The 20,684-nt window shown below is 63.6% G+C and carries 17 protein-coding genes and 1 tRNA gene; 8 read left to right on the top strand and 10 right to left on the bottom strand.

The window, feature by feature from the left end; all coding sequences use genetic code 11:
* The first annotated feature begins 152 nt into the window (after nt 1-152).
* A complete protein-coding gene (gene dnaN, locus VSR72_RS31600) occupies nt 153-1,256 on the top strand; it encodes a DNA polymerase III subunit beta (RefSeq protein WP_028203240.1) in 1,104 nt (367 codons plus the stop codon).
* Between the two features lie 113 nt (nt 1,257-1,369).
* A complete protein-coding gene (gene gyrB / locus VSR72_RS31595; RefSeq protein WP_342956186.1) occupies nt 1,370-3,841 on the top strand; it encodes a DNA topoisomerase (ATP-hydrolyzing) subunit B in 2,472 nt (823 codons plus the stop codon).
* Between the two features lie 66 nt (nt 3,842-3,907).
* Here the strand turns inward: gyrB and VSR72_RS31590 are convergent, their stop codons facing one another.
* The 4 genes from VSR72_RS31590 to adh form a co-directional block, all read right to left on the bottom strand.
* On the bottom strand, nt 3,908-4,579 hold the full coding sequence (locus VSR72_RS31590) for a SagB/ThcOx family dehydrogenase (protein ID WP_342956185.1): 672 nt from the start codon (nt 4,577-4,579) through the stop codon (nt 3,908-3,910).
* Nucleotides 4,580-5,124: 545 nt separating this feature from the next.
* Nucleotides 5,125-5,604, bottom strand: coding sequence for a GyrI-like domain-containing protein (locus VSR72_RS31585; RefSeq protein ID WP_342956184.1), 480 nt, complete (start codon nt 5,602-5,604; stop codon nt 5,125-5,127).
* Between the two features lie 104 nt (nt 5,605-5,708).
* Nucleotides 5,709-6,089 carry a DUF779 domain-containing protein gene (locus VSR72_RS31580; protein ID WP_342956183.1) on the bottom strand — a complete coding sequence of 127 codons (381 nt, stop codon included), beginning with the start codon at nt 6,087-6,089 and terminating at the stop codon, nt 5,709-5,711.
* A gap of 102 nt (nt 6,090-6,191) precedes the next feature.
* Nucleotides 6,192-7,712 (bottom strand): aldehyde dehydrogenase, encoded by a 1,521-nt coding sequence (gene adh, locus VSR72_RS31575; protein ID WP_342956182.1) that lies wholly within the window; start codon nt 7,710-7,712, stop codon nt 6,192-6,194.
* A gap of 336 nt (nt 7,713-8,048) precedes the next feature.
* Between adh and VSR72_RS31570 the strand changes: the two genes are divergently transcribed.
* A complete protein-coding gene (locus tag VSR72_RS31570; RefSeq protein WP_069264575.1) occupies nt 8,049-8,243 on the top strand; it encodes a hypothetical protein in 195 nt (64 codons plus the stop codon).
* 10 nt (nt 8,244-8,253) lie between these two features.
* Here the strand turns inward: VSR72_RS31570 and VSR72_RS31565 are convergent, their stop codons facing one another.
* Nucleotides 8,254-8,574, bottom strand: a complete 321-nt coding sequence (locus VSR72_RS31565; RefSeq protein ID WP_342956181.1) for a hypothetical protein — start codon at nt 8,572-8,574, stop codon at nt 8,254-8,256.
* Between the two features lie 358 nt (nt 8,575-8,932).
* Here VSR72_RS31565 and VSR72_RS31560 point away from each other — a divergent pair, with 358 nt between their 5' ends.
* Nucleotides 8,933-9,190: a hypothetical protein gene (locus VSR72_RS31560; RefSeq protein WP_322031557.1), complete on the top strand. Its 258-nt coding sequence runs from the start codon at nt 8,933-8,935 to the stop codon at nt 9,188-9,190.
* A 70-nt stretch (nt 9,191-9,260) separates the two neighbouring features.
* Here VSR72_RS31560 and VSR72_RS31555 read toward each other — a convergent pair.
* Nucleotides 9,261-9,336 (bottom strand) — tRNA-Lys (locus VSR72_RS31555).
* A gap of 271 nt (nt 9,337-9,607) precedes the next feature.
* Between VSR72_RS31555 and VSR72_RS31550 the strand changes: the two genes are divergently transcribed.
* Both VSR72_RS31550 and VSR72_RS31545 read left to right on the top strand, forming a co-directional pair.
* Nucleotides 9,608-10,012, top strand: a complete 405-nt coding sequence (locus tag VSR72_RS31550; protein ID WP_342956180.1) for a PaaI family thioesterase — start codon at nt 9,608-9,610, stop codon at nt 10,010-10,012.
* Nucleotides 10,013-10,060: 48 nt separating this feature from the next.
* A complete protein-coding gene (locus VSR72_RS31545) occupies nt 10,061-10,939 on the top strand; it encodes a patatin-like phospholipase family protein (protein ID WP_342956179.1) in 879 nt (292 codons plus the stop codon).
* Between the two features lie 57 nt (nt 10,940-10,996).
* Here VSR72_RS31545 and VSR72_RS31540 read toward each other — a convergent pair whose 3' ends face one another.
* Nucleotides 10,997-12,010, bottom strand: a complete 1,014-nt coding sequence (locus tag VSR72_RS31540) for a D-2-hydroxyacid dehydrogenase family protein (RefSeq protein WP_342956178.1) — start codon at nt 12,008-12,010, stop codon at nt 10,997-10,999.
* Nucleotides 12,011-12,436: 426 nt separating this feature from the next.
* On the opposite strand from VSR72_RS31540, the gene VSR72_RS31535 reads away from it, so the two are divergent.
* A complete protein-coding gene (locus VSR72_RS31535; protein WP_342956177.1) occupies nt 12,437-14,287 on the top strand; it encodes a phosphoenolpyruvate carboxykinase (GTP) in 1,851 nt (616 codons plus the stop codon).
* A 315-nt stretch (nt 14,288-14,602) separates the two neighbouring features.
* Nucleotides 14,603-15,724, top strand: a complete 1,122-nt coding sequence (locus VSR72_RS31530; protein WP_342956176.1) for a LysR family transcriptional regulator — start codon at nt 14,603-14,605, stop codon at nt 15,722-15,724.
* Nucleotides 15,725-15,832: 108 nt separating this feature from the next.
* Here VSR72_RS31530 and VSR72_RS31525 read toward each other — a convergent pair whose 3' ends face one another.
* The 3 genes from VSR72_RS31525 to dprA form a co-directional block, all read right to left on the bottom strand.
* Complete coding sequence (locus VSR72_RS31525; RefSeq protein WP_342956175.1) at nt 15,833-18,490, bottom strand: DNA topoisomerase III; 2,658 nt, start codon at nt 18,488-18,490, stop codon at nt 15,833-15,835.
* Between the two features lie 257 nt (nt 18,491-18,747).
* A complete protein-coding gene (locus tag VSR72_RS31520; protein ID WP_342956174.1) occupies nt 18,748-19,125 on the bottom strand; it encodes a thioredoxin family protein in 378 nt (125 codons plus the stop codon).
* Between the two features lie 104 nt (nt 19,126-19,229).
* Nucleotides 19,230-20,492 (bottom strand): DNA-processing protein DprA, encoded by a 1,263-nt coding sequence (gene dprA, locus VSR72_RS31515; RefSeq protein ID WP_342956173.1) that lies wholly within the window; start codon nt 20,490-20,492, stop codon nt 19,230-19,232.
* Nucleotides 20,493-20,684: the final 192 nt, after the last annotated feature.

Here is a 20,684-nt window from a genome sequence, read left to right as displayed (position 1 = left end):
AACCGCCCGGCGGTCCGGGGCGGGAACCACGCCGCGGGCTGTGCTGCATCAACCGCCAGAGCGGCGCCGGGGCCGTGTGACATACGTGGGGTCACGTCGGCAAAACCGGCGCCAGGCGGGCGCGCAGACCGTCACATCAACGAAGGAACTCTATGCAACTGGTCAAGACCGAACGCGATAACCTGCTGAGGCCGCTGCAAACGGTGAGCGGCATTGTCGAACGCCGCCACACGTTGCCGATCCTCGCCAATCTGCTGATCACCAAAACCGGTTCCGACGTCTCGTTCCTGTCGACCGACCTCGAGTTGCAGATCACCACGACCGCCGACTTCGGCGTCGGCAACGACCAGGTGGCCACCACCGTCGCCGCGCGCAAGCTGCTCGACATCCTGCGCGCCATGCCCGACGGCCAGGTCACGCTCACGCTCGCCGACAAGCGCCTCACGGTGCAGTCGGGCAAGAGCCGGTTCGCCCTGCAAACGCTCGCCGCGGACGAGTTCCCCACGGTGGCGCAAGCCAAGGACTTCGGCGCGAACCTCGCGGTGCCTCAGAAGACGTTCCGCCAGTTGCTCGGCATGGTGTATTTCGCCATGGCGCAGCAAGACATCCGTTACTACCTGAACGGCATGCTGCTCGTCGTCGATGGCGACCAGCTCATGGCCGTGGCCACCGACGGCCACCGCCTCGCGTTCTCGTCGATGAAGATCGAAGGCTCGTTCGCGCGCCAGGAAGTCATCATCCCGCGCAAGACCATTCTCGAACTCCAGCGCCTGCTCGAAGACATCGACGACGTGCTGAAGATCGACATCGGCTCGACGCAGGTGAAATTCACGTTCGGCCAGGTCGAACTGGTTTCGAAGCTCGTGGAAGGCAAGTTCCCCGACTTCCAGCGTGTGATCCCGAAGGCGCACAAGAACACCTTCCAGATCGGCCGCGAAGAACTGCAGCGCTCGTTGCAGCGCGCGGCGATTCTCACGTCCGACAAGTTCAAGGGCGTGCGCTGCATCATCGAGCCGGGCCAGCTCAAGATCATGTCGACCAACGCCGACCAGGAAGAGGCGCAGGAAGAGCTGGAAATTGCCTACCAGGGCGACACCATCGACATCGGGTTCAACGTCACGTATCTGCTCGACGTACTCGCGAACCTGAAGGTCGACACGCTGGAAGTGAGCCTCGGCGACGCCAGCTCCAGCGCACTCATCACGATTCCCGAGAACGAGGAATTCAAGTACGTGGTGATGCCGATGCGCATCTAAAAAGCGCGACAGAAGAAGAACACCAGGGGGCGCTGCGCCCCTTTGGCGTTTTTATGGCTTTTTGAAAAAGTCTCGAGCAGTAACACAGGCAGTACGCAGAACCGGAAAATTCCATGACTGATACGAACAACTCGCAACCCGACAACAGCTACGGCGCCTCGTCGATCCAGATCCTCGAAGGTCTGGAGGCAGTGCGCAAGCGGCCCGGGATGTACATCGGCGACACGTCGGACGGCACCGGTCTGCACCATCTCGTCTTCGAAGTGCTGGACAACTCGATCGACGAAGCCCTCGCCGGCTACTGTAACGACATCCACGTGGTGATTCACGCGGACAACTCCATCTCGATCACCGACAACGGCCGCGGCATTCCCACGGACGTGAAGATGGACGACAAGCACGATCCGAAGCGCAGCGCCGCCGAAATCGTGATGACCGAGTTGCACGCGGGCGGCAAGTTCGACCAGAACAGCTACAAGGTCTCGGGCGGCCTGCACGGCGTGGGTGTGTCCTGCGTGAACGCGCTCTCGAGCTTCCTGCGCCTCACCGTGCGCCGCGACGGCAAGAAGCGCTTCATGGAATTCCACCGCGGCGTGCCGCAGAACCGCATTCTCGAAGAGCGCGACGGCCATACTGTCTCACCGATGCAAGTGCTTGGCGACACCGAAAATCGCGGCACCGAAGTGCACTTCATGGCCGACGAAACGATTTTCGGCAGCGTGGAGTATCACTACGACATTCTCGCCAAGCGTATTCGCGAGCTCTCGTTCCTGAACAACGGCGTGCGCATTCGTTTGACCGACCAGCGCACGGGCAAGGAAGACGATTTCGCGTTCGCGGGCGGCGTGAAGGGCTTCGTCGAGTACATCAACAAGGCGAAGACCGTCCTGCACCCGACCATCTTCTACATCTCGGGCGAGAAGGACGGCGTGGGTGTGGAAGTGGCGATGCAGTGGAACGACAGTTACAACGAAAGCGTGCTGTGCTTCACGAACAACATCCCGCAGCGCGACGGCGGCACGCACTTGACCGGCCTGCGCGCGGCGATGACGCGTGTGATCAACAAGTACATCGCCGACAACGAAATCGCGAAGAAGGCCAAGGTCGAAACCTCGGGCGACGACATGCGCGAAGGTTTGTCGTGCGTGCTCTCCGTGAAGGTGCCGGAGCCGAAGTTCAGCTCGCAGACGAAGGACAAGCTGGTTTCTTCGGAAGTGCGCGCACCGGTCGAAGAAGTCGTGGCGAAGGCGCTCGAAGAGTTCCTGCTGGAAACGCCGAACGACGCGAAGACCATTTGCGGCAAGATCGTCGACGCCGCGCGTGCGCGCGACGCCGCGCGCAAGGCGCGTGAAATGACGCGCCGCAAGGGTGTGCTCGACGGCGTGGGCTTGCCGGGCAAGCTCGCGGACTGCCAGGAAAAGGATCCTGCGAAGTCCGAGGTGTATATCGTCGAGGGTGACTCGGCAGGCGGCTCGGCCAAGCAAGGCCGCGACCGTAAATTCCAGGCCATCCTGCCGCTGCGCGGCAAGGTGCTGAACGTCGAAAAGGCGCGCTACGACAAGCTGCTGTCTTCCGAGCAGATCGTCACGCTGATCACCGCGCTGGGCTGCGGCATCGGCAAGGACGACTACAACCTCGAGAAGCTGCGCTATCACCGCATCATCATCATGACCGACGCGGACGTGGACGGCGCGCACATCCGAACGCTGCTGCTCACGTTCTTCTATCGCCAGATGCCGGAGATGATCGAGCGCGGCTATGTGTATATCGCGCAGCCGCCGCTGTACAAGCTCAAGGCGGGTAAGGACGAGCGTTATCTCAAGGACGATTCGGAACTGAACGCGCACATGCTGCGTCTCGCGCTGCAAGGCTCGGAGCTCGTGCCGAACGAAGGCGCAACGCCGATCTCCGGCGACGCGCTTGGCGAACTCGCGCGCTCGTACCAGCTCGCGCGCGGCGTGGTGGATCGTCTTTCGCGTCTGTACGACGAGCGCGCGCTCGAAGCGATCATGGACGGCGTGGCGATCGACCTGTCGAGCGAAGCATCGACCGAGGCTTCGGCGCGTGCGCTCGAAGCGCAACTGCGCGACGATCCGCTCAAGCCAGAAGTGAGTGTGGTGCCGATGTACGATCAGGTGCGCGAGCAACGTTCGCTGCGCGTGGAGCGCCGCCATCACGGCAATGTGAAGGTCTCGGTGATCGACGAGGAGTTCCAGCTCACCGCCGACTATCAGCAGCTCGTGAACACGGCCAATACGTTCAAGGGCTTGATCGGCAAGAACGCCGTGATCAAGCGCGGCGAGCGCAGCATGGCCGTGAACGACTTCAAGAGCGCGATGAAGTGGCTGATCGCCGATGCCGAGCGCAACGTGTCGAAGCAGCGCTATAAGGGGCTCGGTGAGATGAACCCCGGACAGCTCTGGGAAACGACGATGGATCCGACGGTGCGGCGTTTGCTGCGCGTGCAGATCGAGGACGCGATCGCCGCCGATGGCATCTTCACGACGCTCATGGGTGATGACGTCGAGCCGCGTCGTGCGTTTATCGAGAGCAATGCGCTGCGGGCGGGGAATATCGACGTTTGATCGTCTGCTGCTGCCATTGAAAAACAAACGCCCGGGAAACCGGGCGTTTTCATTTGATGCGACAACTCATGCCGCAAATCCCACCGGGATGAGATACACGACGCTCTGCCCGGAAGGCAACCCGAGCGCATGCGCTGCCTTCGGCCCATCGACGGCCCCCACGGGCACGGCAACAAGCCCAAGCGCCACAGCCTGTAGCAGCATGTTCTGGGCGGCGTGCCCGGCCTCGATATCGCTATACACACTGGCTCTCGCGCCATACCGCTGGGTGAGCCGGCCTGGATCGGCTGCCACCGCGATCAAGGCCGGAGCCGTCCCGACGGACGTCTGATTGACTGCAAGCGCTTGCATCTGAGGACGCATATCGGGCGTTTCCCGCGTCTCGGCCCGGTGGCCGTGAGGCAGGTAATGCATCACCTCGTTGGCGGTCATCACGTAAAGTTCGAGCGCGTACAAGGCGCCAGCTGAAGGCGTTGCACGCTTGCCGTCAGGGCTCGTGATGCCTTGCCCGGCCCATAGCAGCTGGCCGATGCTGTCGACAGGCAGCGCGTCGGACCGGAAGCGGCGCACGGATCTGCGCCGCTGGATCGCATCCTCAAGGGAGACCGTGCCGGAGAGTTTGGGCTTGGGCAGTTCGATCTCTTTGGTGTACTTCGCCGGGCTCCCCAGCGCCTCGCCGGTGGAAACCTGGGCAATCGCGCCCGCGGCCAGCACAGCCAACAATTCACGGCGTTTCATCAGGCGCCTCCATGAGTGAAGGAGCAGACCGGCAGGCGAACCCTGCGGCCTTCGCGAATCTGACTATTTCACGTTTTAGAGCGACGCTCGGGCCACGGCGCAATCTGGTCAACAGTCGCGATGCGTGCCCAATGGCAGAAGTTATAGACCGTAATCAGAAGATTGCGAGGTCCGAATGAGTCGCGTGAATTTGATGTTCTGCGGCACACGCACTATCCACAGGCCCCAGCGGATAACTCTCGGAAAACCCCTGGAAATCACTGTGCATGAATCGGGGATAACTTCAGCGGCGCGAAAAGTGTGGAAAAGTTGCCAGCAGCTGCCTGGCGTTGTCCCGTTAACACCCACGAGGTTATGTTTTTTCCACAGCCTTGTTTACTCAATAGTTTTCCACGGTTATCCACAGAATACCCAGGGGCTTGTTAACTATTACTACGTTTACGTATACATACGTTATTAAAACCTTAGAACCCTCGCATCGGAAACGAAGATGCCGCCGTAAAACGTCTCCAGCGGCATCGTTCAAACCCTGCGAAACGCGCGACTCAAGCGAGCGGGATATAGAGCTCCGTCTTGAGATCTTCTGGCGCCGCCTCATCCGGCGTATTCAGATAAACCTCGAACGAAGGCGCCGAAAAGTCCGGCGTGCGCCCGAGCTTCTGCAACCCTTCGTTGTAAAACCACATCCACGCCTGGCCCAGCCCCTGATACGGCCCCTTGTGCAGCACCATCGCATGCTCGCCGCCGCGCAGCTGAAACTTTTCCACTGGCGCGATGATCTCCACGTCGGTTGCCTGCCCCAGATGCAGCGCCGCCTTCGAGCGCAGCTTCGATTCTTCAACCGTATTGGGATCGTCGTAGTAGATGCCGACCATCTTCGCGCCCGACGTGCGCACGTTGCGCTCGCCGAGCCATTGCGCGAGCGTGTAGAACGCGTCGCCGATCTTCATGTACGGACCCACGTGGCTGACGGCGAGCAGATCCATCGGCTCGAGGGTGAGAAGCTTCACGTCGCGGTTTTGCATGATGGCGTCTCCTGGTGCGATCGCCGCGCGAATGCGCGGCTGCATGCGGTCCAAGATAGCACCGCGCTACGGCAGACGCCCTTGGCGTGCCGTGCGCTCGAGCGTCACAAACTCACGCGTGTCACCGGATGCGCCGCGAGCCACGCGTTCTCTTCGTCGGCGTAGAGCCGCGAGCGCGTGAGAAAGCGCAGGCCCGTGGGTCGTTCGAGCGAAAACATGCCGCCGTTGCCTGGCACGGCGTCGATGATGAGCTGGGTGTGCTGCCAGTACTCAAACTGCGCCTCCGTCATGTAGAACGGCACCCCGCCAATTTCTCCCAACTGCACGTCGGCGTTGCCGACCATGAACTCGCCGACGGGGAAGCACATGGGCGCGCTGCCGTCGCAGCAGCCGCCCGACTGGTGAAAGAGCAGGGAGCCGTGTTCGCGCGTCAACTGCTCGATGAGCGCGAGCGCGGCCGGCGTGGCGGTAACGCGTTCGACCATGTTGTGACGCTCCTCTCAAGATGCAACGAAGGAGGCGCCGCGCGCGGCTGCGGCCTCTGGACCGCAAAACACCGCGCGCGACACACAGAGCACGCAGTCCGGTCAGAAGAACCCGAGCGGCTGCTCGCTATAGCTCACGAGCAGGTTCTTCGTCTGCTGGTAGTGGTCGAGCATCATCTTGTGGTTTTCGCGCCCGATGCCTGACTGCTTGTAGCCGCCAAATGCCGCGTGTGCCGGGTAAGCGTGGTAGCAGTTGGTCCACACGCGGCCCGCCTGGATCGCGCGGCCAAAGCGGTAGGCACGCGTGCCGTCGCGCGTCCACACGCCGGCGCCGAGGCCGTAGAGCGTGTCGTTGGCGATTTCCAGCGCCTCCTCTTCGGTCTTGAAGGTCGTGACGGACACCACGGGTCCGAAAATTTCCTCCTGGAAGATCCGCATCTTGTTGTGGCCGCGGAAGACGGTGGGTTTCACGTAGTAGCCTTCGCCGAGTTCGCCGGTGAGGGTGTTGCGTTCGCCGCCAATCAGGCACTGCGCGCCTTCCTGCTTACCCAGGTCGATATACGAGAGGATCTTCTCGAGTTGTTCCTGCGAGGCCTGTGCGCCGATCATCGTCTTCGTGTCGAGGGGGTGGCCTTGCTGGATCGCCGCCACGCGCTTGAGTGCGCGCTCCATGAAGCGGTCGTAGATCTTCTCGTCGATCAGCACGCGCGACGGGCACGTGCACACTTCGCCCTGGTTGAGCGCGAACATTGCGAAGCCTTCGAGTGCCTTGTCGAAATAGCTGTCGTCGTGGTCGAGCACGTCTGCGAAGAAGATGTTCGGGCTCTTGCCGCCCAGCTCCAGCGTCACCGGAATGATGTTCTGGCTCGCGTACTGCATGATGAGGCGGCCCGTGGTGGTTTCGCCCGTGAAGGCGATCTTCGCGATGCGCTTGTTCGAGGCGAGCGGCTTGCCCGCTTCGAGGCCGAAGCCATTCACGACGTTCAGCACGCCGGCCGGCAGCAGGTCCTGGATCAGTTCGGTGAGCACGAGGAACGATGCGGGCGTCTGCTCGGCGGGCTTGAGCACGACGCAGTTGCCGGCCGCGAGCGCGGGCGCGAGCTTCCAGGCGGCCATGAGGATCGGGAAGTTCCACGGAATGATCTGGCCGACCACGCCGAGCGGCTCATGGAAGTGATACGCGACCGTGTCGTGATCGATCTCGGAGATGCCGCCTTCCTGCGCGCGCACGCAGCCCGCGAAGTAACGGAAGTGGTCGGCGGCGAGCGGGATGTCGGCGGCGAGCGTTTCGCGCAGCGGCTTGCCGTTGTCGATGGTTTCGGCCACAGCGAGCGTGTGGAGGTTCTGCTCGATGCGATCGGCGATGCGGTTGAGGATGTTGGCGCGCTCGCTGGGCGAGGTCTTGCCCCATGCGGCTTTGGCTTTGTGCGCGGCGTCGAGTGCGAGTTCGATGTCGGCTTCGCGCGAGCGTGGAATGGAGGTGAACGCATGGCCGGTGATCGGCGAAATGTCGTCGAAATACTCGCTGCCGAGCGGCGCCACCCACTCGCCGCCGATGAAGTTGCCATACTGCTTCTTGTACGGGAATTCGGTCGTCAGGAATTGCATGTCCGCGTGATTCATCTGCGTGCTCCTCAGTGTTCTCAGTCTCGATATGGACGGACGCGCGGCGTGGTGTGACCGCGCTACCGCGGCACGCTGACGCGAGAACCATGCCAGCGCGGCGGCGCAGCGGCGCCTTCCCGTGCTGTAGCGGCACGGCAAGCGCGTGCCATGGAAATGCGCGGTGCGCGGACGCTGCACGCAATCGACGGATTGCGTCAGGCCGGAACAAAGGGGCATTCGACTGCTCAAGAAGTGAACAGCAGGTAAGCGGAATATCGGCGGGAGTCGGAGATTTGCGCCGCGCGGGCCGCACTTGCGGTAGGCTTTGCACCCGTAACAGTCAGGAGAGTCTGCATGTCGAGTACATTTGTTTGCCGCAACCAGTCGTGCGGCACCCCGTGGGAACAGAGCGAGGTCGTGATCAAGAACGAAGGGCAGGGGCCCTTGTTCCGTTGTCCGCTGTGCGGCGCGCGCAATTATCTGGAGCAGTTCGAAGACGACGATGGCAACGTCGTCTATGAACAGGTGGACGGCAAGCCCTTCCTCTGAGCGTTGGCGGCTAGAGGATCTGGGTCGCGAGCGTGACGCCGAAGAAGAACCCGCCAACCACGCCGAGCGTGCGGCCAACCAGTAGCTGGTTCAGATCCTCATCCAGCATCAGTGGGTCGCGGCGGTCGCGCAGCACTGTTTTGAGCAGCAAGGGGCGGATCAGGAGCGCGCACGCGGCTATCACGACCGGCACCGTAAGCCGGATAGCCAGGCTGACATGCTTCTCGGGCGGAATATCCAGCCAGACCAGAAGCAGGACCAGAAGCGTCGTGACTAGCGCACCGACGATCGCGCCTGCAACGAGCCGGTCGACGGGATGACCGTGCATCATGATTCACCTCTTATAGGACAGTAGTTGACCTGACTATGATCAACATCTGGTCAGAAAAACCCTATAGGAAGAGTCCGAAAAGCGGGACCTGCGAATCAGAATTCATTCGTTTGGATTCCGAAGTTTTTCGCACGCAGGCGGTAGAGGAACGCAGAAGCGTGGACAGTGAATGACTGGCCAGCGGACGCACGCCGTAGCACGAGGGCCGAGCCGCCTGGCGCCGGATTCGGCCCCCTACCATCCCCAATTTAGTCGGACTATTTGTTACCTATCCATACGGGTAGGCTGGCGAGCGCCCCGGAGCGTCCTACAGTACTTCATACGATAAGAAACCACGGCAGGACCAACGGGGAAAGCTATGACATTCGTCGAACAGGAAATCGCGCACATCGCGCGCGTAATGCCGCCGTCGCTGGCTGGCGATTTCGAAATGCCGGTGATGGGCGTCGCATACTGGCGCAAGCGCCTGTATGCGCTTCTGAAGCAAAACCACCTGACTCACGTTCAGCTTTCGACCGTCGATACGCTGCTGCGCCAGCTCGACGGCTTCGAGGCGCTCGGCCGCTGGCTGCCGCGCCCGAAGCAGGCTTCGCGTCACGTGAGGCGCGTGAAGTAGTTCAGAGCAGTGGACGCGCAGAAATGCAAAAAGCCCGATCGCAAGGATCGGGCTTTCTGGCTAAATTCGCTGGTGGGGCGTGAGTGACTCGAACACTCGACCTACGGATTAAGAGTCCGCTGCTCTACCAACTGAGCTAACGCCCCCAACAGAAGAAAGATTATGCAGGACTTTTCGGAACTTGGCAAGCCCCCTCTGCAAATATTCTGAAAATAGTCTGTCGATGCCGCGCAAGCCCCGTCCGCGCAGGCGTTTGCGCCCTTACCGCGGTGGCCGTGCTGTCCCGGTATGATGTCGCCACTCCTGGCGTCAATCCAGGTTTCAAGCCAGTCGCTGTACGCCGCCCGTTCGCCGAGGCAGGCTGAGGTGGGTCGTAATCGGCTGGAAGCGTCGCACGGTAATCCACAAAGGCAAACGATGGACGACAACGCAATCGACGCGCTGCTGGAGCGCGTGCTGGCCCCGTGGGTGCGCGCGCTCGGGATGAAGCCCGTCGAGGTCTCGGAAGACAGCGCCACCTTGCGCCTGCCGTTTTCCGGCGAGCTGCGCCACTCGGGCGGTGTGATCTGCGGCCAGGTGTTCATGGCGGCGGCGGATACGGCCATGATCGTCGCGATAACGGCCGCGCTCGGCGGCTTCAAGCCCATGACGACCGTTGCGCTCAACACCAACTTCATGCGCGCGGTGCGCAAGGGCGACGTGACGGTGACGGCGCGCGTGCTGCGCATGGGCCGCAATCTGGTGTTCGGTGAAATAGAACTCTACGACGAAGACGGCCGGATGGCGGTTCACGCGACCTCGACTTACGCGCTGCTCGATTAAGCTTGGCGCTTCCGATCGGTTTCGGTCGCTTCGAAGGACGTAGAAGGCATGTTCGATCAGGTGGTTTTCGCCGGCGGCGGCAATCGCTGCTGGTGGCAGGCGGGGTTCTGGGACATCGTCCAGCCCGAACTGCACATTCGCCCGCGCGTCATTACGGGGATTTCGGCGGGCGCGGCCACCGCGTGCATGCTTTACACGCGCGACGCCGACTGGGTTATGCGCTACTACGAGGAAGCGCTGCGCCACAACAAGCGCAACGCCTACTGGGGCAATCTGCTGCGCGGCGAGTCGGTGTTTCCGCATTACCGCATCTATCGCCAGGCGCTGCTCGACATCTACGGCGAGCCGTTCACGCAGCTCCAGGACGCGCCTGAGATCCGCATTGGCGTGTCGCACGTGCCGCGCTGGCTCGGCGCGCGCAGCGCGGTGGCGGCGGGTCTCATCGCATACAACATCGAAAAACATATCCGCAAGACGCTGCACCCCACGCTTGGGCGCAAGCTCGGGTTTCATCCGGAGTTCGTGACGGCGCAGGAGTGCGCGAGTGTGGAGGATCTGGCCGATCTCATCCTGCAGTCGTCCTGCACGCCGCCATTCACGCCGGTGCTGCGGCGCGAAGGCCGCCCGGTGCTCGACGGCGGCATGGTGGACAACGTGCCTGTCGGCGCGCTCGACGACACGCCCGGCCGTGTGCTGGTGATGGTGACGCGGCTCTATCCGCGTCCGCAGATGTTCGCGGTGCGGCATCAGGCGGCGCAGGGTGTGCAGCAACGCCTTTACGTGCAGCCATCGGCCAAGGTGCCGATTTCGAGCTGGGATTACACGAGCCCGCACCAGATGCAGCACGCCTACAACCTCGGCCGCGTGGACGGCGAGCGTTTCCTCGCGCGTTTGCCCGAGGTCATGGAAGCGGCCGCGAACGCCTGAGCGGACGCGGCCGGATCAAAAGCAGCCGGGCGGCGGGCGCCGCCCGTGCGGTCGTGCTTACTTGCGGCGGCCGCCCTGCAGCGCGACCGGGTTTGCGACGCTCGCGTGGTCCCCAGCATCGAACGCAAGGATGTTGCGGAACGCCGCGCCGAAGTACAGCTCGTAGCTCTCGCGCTCCACATAGCCGATGTGCGGCGTGCAGATCACGTTTTCCATGCGCAGCAGGCTGTAGCCCTGCAGGATCGGCTCGCTCTCGTACACGTCGATCGCGACCATGCCCGGCCGGTTGTGCGAAAGCGCGCCGAGCAGCGCGTTCTCTTCCATCAGCTCCGCACGGCTCGTGTTGACGAGCAGCGACGTGGGCTTCATGCGCAGCAGGTCTTCCTGCTTCACGATCCCGCGAGTGTCATCGTGCAGGCGTAGATGTAGCGACAGCACGTCGCTCTCTTCGAACAGCGCCTCGCGGCTTGCGGCGGCTTCGTAGCCGTCGGCGCGCGCAGCTTCCAGCGAATGCTCGCGGCCCCACACCAGCACGCGCATGCCAAAGGCCTTGCCGTAGCCGGCCACGAGTCGGCCGATCTTGCCGTAGCCCCAGATGCCGAGCGTCTGGCCGCGCATCACCGTACCGAGGCCAAAGTTAGGCGGCATGGCCGACGTCTTGAGGCCCGACTGCTGCCACGCGCCCTGCTTGAGGTTGGCGACGTACTGCGGAATGCGGCGCTGCGCGGCCATGATGAGCGCCCACGTGAGTTCGGCGGGCGCGACGGGCGAGCCGGTGCCTTCGAGCACGGCGATGCCGCGCTCGGTGCAGGCATCGATGTCGATGTGCGGACCGGCCTTGCCCGTCTGGCTGATCATGCGCAGATGCGGGAGCTTGTCGAGGAGTTGCGAGGTGATGCGGGTGCGTTCGCGAATCAGCACGAGCGCATCGACTTCGGCGAGACGGCTGGCGAGCTGGCCGAGGCCTCGCACTGTGTTGTTGAAAACCTTGACCTCGTGGTCGGCGAGCAGTTGAAAGCAGTCGAGCTTGCGGACGGCGTCCTGGTAGTCGTCAAGGATGGCAATTTTCATGGCGGCGGGTTGTTTTGCGTGTTTTGCATCGCGCCATTCGTGGCGCGTCTTTGGTGTTCATGTGGTGGTTATCCCACTATGCAGCGCCGCGAAGGCTGGTATGAATATGGGGAGCCTTCACGTCGCTCGCCGCGTGCAACAGCAGGCATTGCAATTGCGCAAGCCCAAGGCTACGCACGCAGGTTTTTGACGCGGTAATCAGCCGCGAATTTGCAACTTTTAACAGCTTGTCGGGCTCCGATGCAAGCCGCTTTACAGACGGTTTCGAACCCCAGGCTAAAGGACCTTGACGACCTGCCCAACTGCGCGGACCGATTCGCATGTTGATCTGCCATCAACATTCGGTTCGCAAGAGTTGCGCCTCTCGCGTGCAGCGTCTAAAAGGGCCGATTCCCTTTTTACAGCCCTAAAAATGGAGACAGCTCGATGAACCACCCCGACTACCAAGCCCAGGCCGCCGCGCAGGTGCCCGCCTGGGTCCGGCACCGGAAACTGATCGATTGGGTGCAGAAAATCGCGGTGCATACGCAGCCGGATCGCGTCGTCTGGTGCGACGGTTCTCAGGAGGAATACGACCGCCTGTGCGCGCAGATGGTCGAGGCCGGCACGATGCGCCGCCTCAATCCGCAAAAGCGCCCGAATTCGTTTCTCGCGTGCTCGGATCCCTCGGACGTTGCGCGTGTCGAAGACCGCACCTTCATCTGCTCGCCTCGCAAGGAAGACGTCGGTCCCACCAACAACTGGATCGCACCCGCCGAAATGCGCGCTACGCTCGACGGCCTGTTCGCGGGCTCGATGCGCGGCCGCACGATGTACGTCGTGCCGTTCTCGATGGGCCCGCTCGGCTCGCCTATCGCGCATATCGGCGTGGAGCTTTCCGATAGCCCGTATGTTGCCGTGAACATGCGCATCATGACGCGCATGGGCCGCGCCGTGTACGACGTGCTCGGCGAGGACGGCCCGTTCGTGCCGTGCGTGCACAGCGTGGGCGCGCCGCTCGCGGCGGGCGAGAAGGACGTGGCGTGGCCGTGCAACGAGACGAAGTACATCGTCCACTTCCCGGAGACGCGCGAGATCTGGAGCTACGGCTCGGGCTATGGCGGCAATGCGCTGCTTGGCAAGAAGTGCTTCGCGCTGCGCATCGCTTCGACCATGGGCCGCGACGAAGGCTGGCTCGCCGAGCACATGCTGATTCTCGGCGTGCGCTCGCCGGAAGGCCGCAAGTACCACGTCGCGGCGGCGTTCCCGTCGGCGTGCGGCAAGACCAACTTCGCCATGCTGATCCCGCCGCCCGCCATGAACGGCTGGGAAATCACCACGATCGGCGACGATATTGCGTGGATCAAGCCGGGCGCCGACGGCCGCCTCTACGCGATCAACCCGGAGGCGGGCTACTTCGGCGTGGCGCCGGGCACCGGTGAAAAGACCAACTTCAACGCCATGGCGACGCTCAAGGAGAACGTGATCTTCACGAACGTCGCGCTCACCGACGACGGCGACGTTTGGTGGGAAGGCATGACCGACGAGCCGCCCGCGCACGCCATCGACTGGCTGGGCAACGACTGGACGCCGGCCATCGCGAAGGAAACCGGCCGCAAGGCCGCGCATCCGAACGCGCGCTTCACGGCGCCTGCGTCGCAATGCCCGTCGATCGATCCCGAATGGGAGAACCCGAAGGGCGTGGCCATCGACGCGTTCATCTTCGGCGGCCGCCGCTCGACCACGGTGCCGCTCGTGACCGAGGCGCGCGACTGGACCGAGGGCGTCTACATGGCCGCCACCATGGGCTCGGAAACCACCGCGGCGGCGGCGGGGCAGCAGGGCGTGGTGCGGCGCGATCCGTTCGCGATGCTGCCGTTCTGTGGCTACAACATGGCCGAGTACTTCGGCCATTGGCTCAATGTGGGTGAGCGTCTCGCCAAGGCCGGCGCGACGGTGCCGCGCATCTTCTGCGTGAACTGGTTCCGCAAGGGGCCGGATGGCAAGTTCGTGTGGCCGGGCTTCGGCGAGAACATGCGCGTGCTCGAATGGATGGTGCGGCGCATCGAGGGCAAGGCCACGGGCGACGAGCACGCATTTGGCGTGTCGCCGCGCTACGGCGATCTCGACTGGAGCGGCCTGGACTTTACGCAGGCCCAGTTCGAACAGGTGATTTCGGTGGATGCCGACGCCTGGCGCGCCGAACTCGCGCTGCACGCTGAACTGTTCGACAAACTCGCTCATGGTTTGCCGGAAGTATTGAAGGACGCTCGCAAGACGCTCGAAACGCGTCTGTAATCATGTGATGTGAGCACTCACTGACTGGATGGCCGCTTTCGGGCGGCCATTTTTATTGACGGGGTCGAATGCATTGGTGCAGTGCAGAGGCCCGTCTGTTCGGCGTTTGACCGGTTATCTCGCTGCAACGCGCAAAATTGTTTCGGTCGAGGTAACAATCGAACCTCTGTTGATGCATTTTGGGGTGCAGTCGAAGAATTCGTAAAGAAAATAAGGGCTTCCGAGGCAACTTCTGCAGGATTTCTGCTGTCGTAGGAGAATTCGCGGTTTCCTCCGCTGATTAACAGCGGGGCAGTAACAGGCAGGAGTTGTCTCATGGATCATTTGCAGTCGATGCGAGTATTCGTCAAAGTGGCCGACCTCGGCAGTTTCGCCAGGGCCGCTTCCGCGATGGATATCTCCAATGCGGTTGCGACGCGGCATGTCGCCGACCTCGAAGGTCGGCTCGGCACGCGTCTGCTCAATCGCACGACCCGCAGTCTCTCCCTGACCGAATCAGGTCAGGTTTATCTCGAGCGCGCCCGCCAGATTCTCGATGAGCTCGAGGATGTCGAACAGATGGTCGTCGCGCGCAATCACGAACCCGTAGGCACGCTGCGCATCGTCGCGCCGGTCGTGTTCGGGCTCCACAATCTCGCTCCGGTGCTGCAGACGTACACGCAGCGCTATCCGCAGGTCATTCCCGACGTCACGCTGGTGGACCGTCAGGTCGATCTCGTCGAAGAGGGCTTCGATCTGGGCGTCGTGACCGCGCGCCAGATGCGCAGCGCGAGCATCGTCACGCGCCGCCTCACCACGGGTTGCATGACGGTGTGCGCCACGCCCGCGTACCTCGAAAAGCACGGCACGCCCACGCGCCCCGAGCACCTCATGGAGCACCCGAGCCTCTCGCTGCCCTCCGAGTACTGGGGCGACGAGCGCGTCTTCACGGGGCCGGACGGCGAAGTTCGCGTGCGCCCGACCAACGTGATCGTGGCGAACAACACCGAGATGCTGCGCCAGTTCGCGCTGCTCGGCATGGGCATCGCGATCCTGCCGAGCTATCTGATCGGCCGCGACATGACGCGTGGGCGCCTCGTGCGTCTGCTTGGCGACTATCGTCTGCCGCAGGTGGAGATCAACGTCGCGTATCCGAGCCGCCGTCACTTGCCGGCCAAGGTGCGCACGTTCATCGACCATCTCGTCGAGCACTTCAGCCAGACGCCGAACAGTCAGCTCGGCGAGCAGTGGGTCAAGGACGGCCTCGCGCGCCCGGCTGTGGCGGGTCGCAATGGCGCTTCGCCCGACGACTACGATGGTGCACAGCCCGCGCCGGGTGGGAGCCTGCACGACGGCGAGTACAACGGCGAGCACAACGGGATGGACAGCGAGCGCGCACCGAAGGCGGCGCGCGCCTCGGCGGCGCGCACCCGGACTTCGGCGATCTCGCCGCTATAATCCGGAAATCGCCCTTCATCGGTCGATAAAAAAGGCGCAGCTTCGTGAGAAGCTGCGCCTTTTTGCTTGATGCTGCGTCCGGCCGGCGAAGGCCCGGGAAAGGACCGCTTACGAGCCTGTCTTGCGCGCCGGCGTCTTGCGGGCAGCGGTCTTGCGCGCCGGTGCGGCTTTGGCGGCCGCCGTCTTGCGGGCAGGCTTCGCCTTGCCCTCTTCGGCCGAATCCGCCGCGTCGTTCGCGGCATCCTCCGTCGCCTCAGCCGATGCGGCCGACTTCTTCGCGGCCGTCTTGGCGGCTGTCTTCGCGCTCGGCTCTTTCTTTTCGAACTCGAAGCCGATCTTGCCGTCGGGCTGTTTGACGAGGAAAGCCTTGAAGTTGCGGCCAGTACGCGACGACTTGAAGTTGGTCAGCAAGTCGGTGCGGCCTTCGGCCAGCAGCTTCGCCATCTGGTCGCGCGTGATCTCCTGCTGGAGGATCACCTTGCCGGAGCGGAAGTCGCAGGTCTTCGGATTCGCAACCGAATGCTCGCACACGTAGCTCATGCCATGCTCGAACACGTGGCCCTTGCACTTCGGGCACGCGCCCACCGGCTCCTGCTGCGAGAAGTCGGGCGCTTCGCCATCTTCGGTACCCTGGTCCTGGCCGAAATCGAACTCGAGCTTGTAGTTCTTGATTTCGTCGTCGAACGAGAGCTTGAGGATCGCCGAGAACGGCCGGCCCATCTTGCTGCGGAAGCCCGAGAGCGGGCCGATCGTCTTGTTCTGCAGCAGCTCCTCCACTTCGGGAATTTCGAACTGGCGGCCGCCCGGAATCTTCGAGATCGAGAACTCGCACTTCGTGCACGCGAAGCGGCGGTAGTTTTCCTTCACCTGGCCGCCGCAATTCGGGCACGGCGTGGTGAGCGTCGCGTAGTCGCCGGGGATCGTGTCCGAGTCGTATTCCTTCGCGCGCTTCACGATGGTCTGCGTCATGCGGGCGATTTCCTGCATGAACGCGTCACGCGGGAGCTTGCCGCGCTCCATTTGTGAAAGCTTGTATTCCCACTCGCCGGTCAATTCCGGCGCGGTGAGCTCCTTCACGTCGAGGCCGCGCAACAGCGTCATGAGCTGGAACGCCTTGGCCGTGGGAATCAACTCGCGCCCCTCGCGTACGAGATATTTTTCGCCGAGCAGACCTTCGATGATCGCCGCGCGCGTGGCCGGCGTGCCGAGGCCCTTGGCGGCCATGGCCTCGCGCAGCTCTTCGTCGTCCACGAGCTTGCCCGCGCCTTCCATGGCCGAGAGCAGCGTTGCTTCGTTGTAGCGCGCAGGCGGCTTGGTCACGAGCTGGTGCGCCGCGATCTTGTCCGTCTTGACCTTCTCGTCCTTCTTCACCGGCACGAGGTTGGCGTCGTCGCCGCCTGCGTCGCGGCCATAGACCTGCAGCCAGCCCGGCTCGACCAGCACCTTACCTTCGGTCTTGAAGTGGTGTCCGGCGACTTCGGTGATACGCGTGGTGACGCGATATTCCGCCGCCGGGAAAAACACGGCGAGGAAGCGCTTCACGACGAGGTCGTACAGCTTCTGCTCAGGCTCGGACAGCGACTTCGGCGCCTGCAGCGTGGGGATGATGGCGAAGTGGTCGCTGATCTTCGAATTGTCGAAGATGCGCTTGTTCGGCTTCACCCAGCCCTTGTCGAGCACCTGCTTGGCGTGCGGCAGGTAGTTGTTGCTCTCCTTGAGCATCTCGAGCGTCTCTTTCACGGTGCCGAGGTAGTCCTCAGGCAGCGCGCGCGAATCGGTACGCGGGTAGGTGAGCACCTTGTGCTTTTCGTACAGCGCCTGGGCAAGGCCGAGCGTGTTCTTGGCCGAAAAGCCGAAGCGGCCGTTGGCTTCTCGCTGCAGGCTCGTCAGGTCGAAGAGGGCGGGCGAGAGCTGGGTGGACGGCTTCGATTCCTCGCTGACCGTGCCTTCGCGGCCGTGGCAGGCCGCGACGATGGTTTCGGCAGCAGGCAGGCTCCAGAGGCGCGAGTCGCGCTTTTCCGGATCGAACTCGTCTTTCTTGAATTTCGGGTCGTACCAGCGGCCTTCGTAGAAGCCGCCCGCACAGACGAACTCCGCGCGCACTTCCCAGTAATCGCGCGGAATGAACCGGCGGATTTTCTCTTCACGTTCGACGACGATGGACAACGTTGGCGTCTGAACGCGGCCAACCGTGGTGAGGAAGAACCCACCGCCCTTGCTGTTGAAGGCGGTCATCGCGCGCGTGCCGTTGATGCCGACGAGCCAGTCGGCTTCCGAGCGGCAGCGTGCGGCGTCGGCGAGTGGCTGCATGTCGTGGTCGCTGCGCAGGTTCGCGAAGCCGTCGCGGATCGACTGCGGCGTCATCGACTGGAGCCACAGACGCTGGACCGGCTGCTTGGCCTTCGCGTGCTGCGCGATCAGGCGGAAGATCAGTTCGCCCTCGCGCCCCGCGTCGCAGGCGTTGATGAGTTGCGTGACGTCTTTGCGCTTCATCAGCTTGTTGAGCACCTTGAGCCGCGATTCGCTCTTGGCGATCGGGTTCAGGTCGAAGTGCGGCGGGATCACGGGCAGGTTGGCGAAGCTCCACTTGCCGCGTTTGACCTCGTATTCCTCGGGCGCTGCGATTTCCAGCAGATGGCCGACCGCCGACGAGAGCACGTAGTCGTCGCTCTCGTAGTACTCGTCATGCTTGGTAAAACCGCCCAGCGCACGCGCGATGTCGTTCGCGACGGATGGCTTCTCGGCGATGATCAGAGCTTTGGACATGACTGGTTGCTTGTGGGTGTATCCGGTTGGCGCCCCGGGGCCGATGCCGCCTGAATGGGCGCTTGGGCGCGATGCCCTGCGTTGCTGCCCCGCTCGGGGGGCCGTTCTCGACCGCTTTATAGCACATGGCGCGCCGACGTCGATTTTTACGTCATCTCATGACGACAGCCGCGCAAGCGCCAGGGCGCCCAATCATAAGGGCGCGCCAGGCCGTGCGGCAAGCGGCGCGCCTGATCGGGGTCAGATGTTGGGTGCGCTCAAACCGCGATCAGGGCGGGCCGCAGCTTGGGTGCGTCGGCCACGCCCGGCAGCGCCCTGAGGTCCGAGAGCATGCGCTCGACCACGGCGGCGTGCGGCAGGACCGTGCCGAAAAAGCGCGTGGCGTGGCCGTCTTCGATCAGGATGGTCGGGAAGTTCTCGACATCGAGATCGTCGAAGCGGTCTGCATGGGTTTCGATGTCGATGTACGCAAAGCAGACATCGGGATGCGCCTCGGCGATGCGGTCGAACGTGGCACGGTAGTCGCGGCACGTCCCGCACCACTGCGCGCACAGGCACGCGACGAACAGCGTGTCCTGATTGCTGACGCGCTCTGCGATCTGTTCGGCGTCGGTGTCGAGGTCTAGCGCGGGCATGGTCGTTCCTTGCGTTCTCTTATATATAGAGCGGGGTATTTGGCGCGAATGTATCACGGCGGCGCGCGGGCGGTGAGGTCCCCCAATCGGCGGCGTCTGCCGCCTCACTCCCCACGGCTGGCTCGCACGAACCAGCCGCCCGGCAATGCGTCGAGGTGTCCCGCGAGTTCGAGTTGCAGCAGCGTGCCTTGCAGCACCGCTTCGGGCATGTCGGTGCGCTGGGCGAGGATTTCAACCGTGGCCGGCGCGTGACCGAGCGCCTGGAGCAGGCGCCGGGCCTCGGTGCCGAGGCTGGCGGCAGGCTTTTGTCCTTCAGCACGACGAGCGCGCGGCGGCTCGGAACGCGGGCTTTCCAGCGGCAGCGGCAGAGTTTCACCGGCTTCGCGCTGCATGCGGTCGAACGGAACCGAGACCTTCTGGCGGCGTTGCCCTTGCCGCGCCGCGGGCCCCCGCGCGGCGCCTGACGGTCGCCCGACGTTCAGCGCATCAAGCACCTCTTCGGGCGTTTCGACGAGCTGCGCGCCCTGCTTGATGAGCCCGTGGCAGCCGCGCGTGAGCGGCGCATGGATCGAACCGGGCAGCGCGAATACGTCGCGGCCCATTTCGTTGGCGAGCCGTGCCGTGATGAGCGAACCGGAACGTTGCGCGGCCTCGACCACCACCACGCCTTCGACGAGCGCGGCAATCACGCGGTTGCGCTGCGGAAAGTTCGCGGAGCGTGCCGGAGTGCCAAGCGGCCATTCGGAGACGAGCGTGCCGTGCGCGACGATCTCCGTGGCGAGAGGGTGATGGGCCGGCGGGTAGACGAGATCCGCGCCGGTGCCGATTACGGCGACTGTGCCGCCAGATTCGTGGAGCGCGCCGCGATGCGCGGCACCATCCACGCCGAGCGCGAGCCCCGAGACGACCGTAAGACCCGCTGCGGCGAGTGTGCGCGCGAAGCGCGCGGCGTCATCGATGGCCTGCGGCGTGGCGCTGCGGCTGCCCACCACCGCGACCGCGCGCGCGTGGAGCAGCTCGAGCCGGCCTTTGACGTAGAGCAGCGGCGGCGGATCGGGCATGTCGAGCAGGCGGGCCGGATAGGCCGGGTCGGCGAGCGTGATGAGTGCGTTGCCGGGCTCCGTGCGCCACGCCTGCAGCGCTTCGAGTTGCGCTGCGAAGTCCGCGAGGGGCTCGGCCAGTGCGGCGTGCGCGGCTTGCGCACCCGCCACCGCTGTGAGTGCTGCGAATGGCTGGGCCAGCACGTTTTGAGGCAGGCCGAACGCGCCGAGCAGCGCGCGCAGCGCAGCGGGCCTCAGGCCGCGCGCGAGGGCGAGGCGCAGCCAGGCGGCCAGTTCCTCGGGACATAGCGGCAAGGTCGTCGACATTGCGTTCCCCGGGCGCGGACGGTTTGCCGCACCTCGTGATAAAATTTTCACCATCCGAAATACACCGTGGCGTCTTTGCCCGTGGCATTGCGCGCACGCCTCTTGGCGCGGCGCATTCGCACGGGCGATAGCGCGCTCAACGTTGAATTGCGGCCCAATCGTCCGAATATGAGTGCATATCCTCCGTATCCG

This window comes from Paraburkholderia sp. JHI869, assembly GCF_038900775.1.
Lineage (GTDB): Bacteria > Pseudomonadota > Gammaproteobacteria > Burkholderiales > Burkholderiaceae > Paraburkholderia.
The sequence above is the reverse complement of the archived record's forward strand: the minus strand, read 5'-3'. Positions and strand labels throughout refer to the sequence as shown.

Coding starts and splice junctions, on each gene's coding strand:
- dnaN (WP_028203240.1), top strand. CDS start 153: ATGCAACTGGTCAAGACCGAACGCGATAACCTGCTGAGGCCGCTGCAA.
- gyrB (WP_342956186.1), top strand. CDS start 1,370: ATGACTGATACGAACAACTCGCAACCCGACAACAGCTACGGCGCCTCG.
- VSR72_RS31590 (WP_342956185.1), bottom strand. CDS start 4,579: ATGAAACGCCGTGAATTGTTGGCTGTGCTGGCCGCGGGCGCGATTGCC.
- VSR72_RS31585 (WP_342956184.1), bottom strand. CDS start 5,604: ATGCAAAACCGCGACGTGAAGCTTCTCACCCTCGAGCCGATGGATCTG.
- VSR72_RS31580 (WP_342956183.1), bottom strand. CDS start 6,089: ATGGTCGAACGCGTTACCGCCACGCCGGCCGCGCTCGCGCTCATCGAG.
- adh (WP_342956182.1), bottom strand. CDS start 7,712: ATGAATCACGCGGACATGCAATTCCTGACGACCGAATTCCCGTACAAG.
- VSR72_RS31570 (WP_069264575.1), top strand. CDS start 8,049: ATGTCGAGTACATTTGTTTGCCGCAACCAGTCGTGCGGCACCCCGTGG.
- VSR72_RS31565 (WP_342956181.1), bottom strand. CDS start 8,574: ATGATGCACGGTCATCCCGTCGACCGGCTCGTTGCAGGCGCGATCGTC.
- VSR72_RS31560 (WP_322031557.1), top strand. CDS start 8,933: ATGACATTCGTCGAACAGGAAATCGCGCACATCGCGCGCGTAATGCCG.
- VSR72_RS31550 (WP_342956180.1), top strand. CDS start 9,608: ATGGACGACAACGCAATCGACGCGCTGCTGGAGCGCGTGCTGGCCCCG.
- VSR72_RS31545 (WP_342956179.1), top strand. CDS start 10,061: ATGTTCGATCAGGTGGTTTTCGCCGGCGGCGGCAATCGCTGCTGGTGG.
- VSR72_RS31540 (WP_342956178.1), bottom strand. CDS start 12,010: ATGAAAATTGCCATCCTTGACGACTACCAGGACGCCGTCCGCAAGCTC.
- VSR72_RS31535 (WP_342956177.1), top strand. CDS start 12,437: ATGAACCACCCCGACTACCAAGCCCAGGCCGCCGCGCAGGTGCCCGCC.
- VSR72_RS31530 (WP_342956176.1), top strand. CDS start 14,603: ATGGATCATTTGCAGTCGATGCGAGTATTCGTCAAAGTGGCCGACCTC.
- VSR72_RS31525 (WP_342956175.1), bottom strand. CDS start 18,490: ATGTCCAAAGCTCTGATCATCGCCGAGAAGCCATCCGTCGCGAACGAC.
- VSR72_RS31520 (WP_342956174.1), bottom strand. CDS start 19,125: ATGCCCGCGCTAGACCTCGACACCGACGCCGAACAGATCGCAGAGCGC.
- dprA (WP_342956173.1), bottom strand. CDS start 20,492: ATGTCGACGACCTTGCCGCTATGTCCCGAGGAACTGGCCGCCTGGCTG.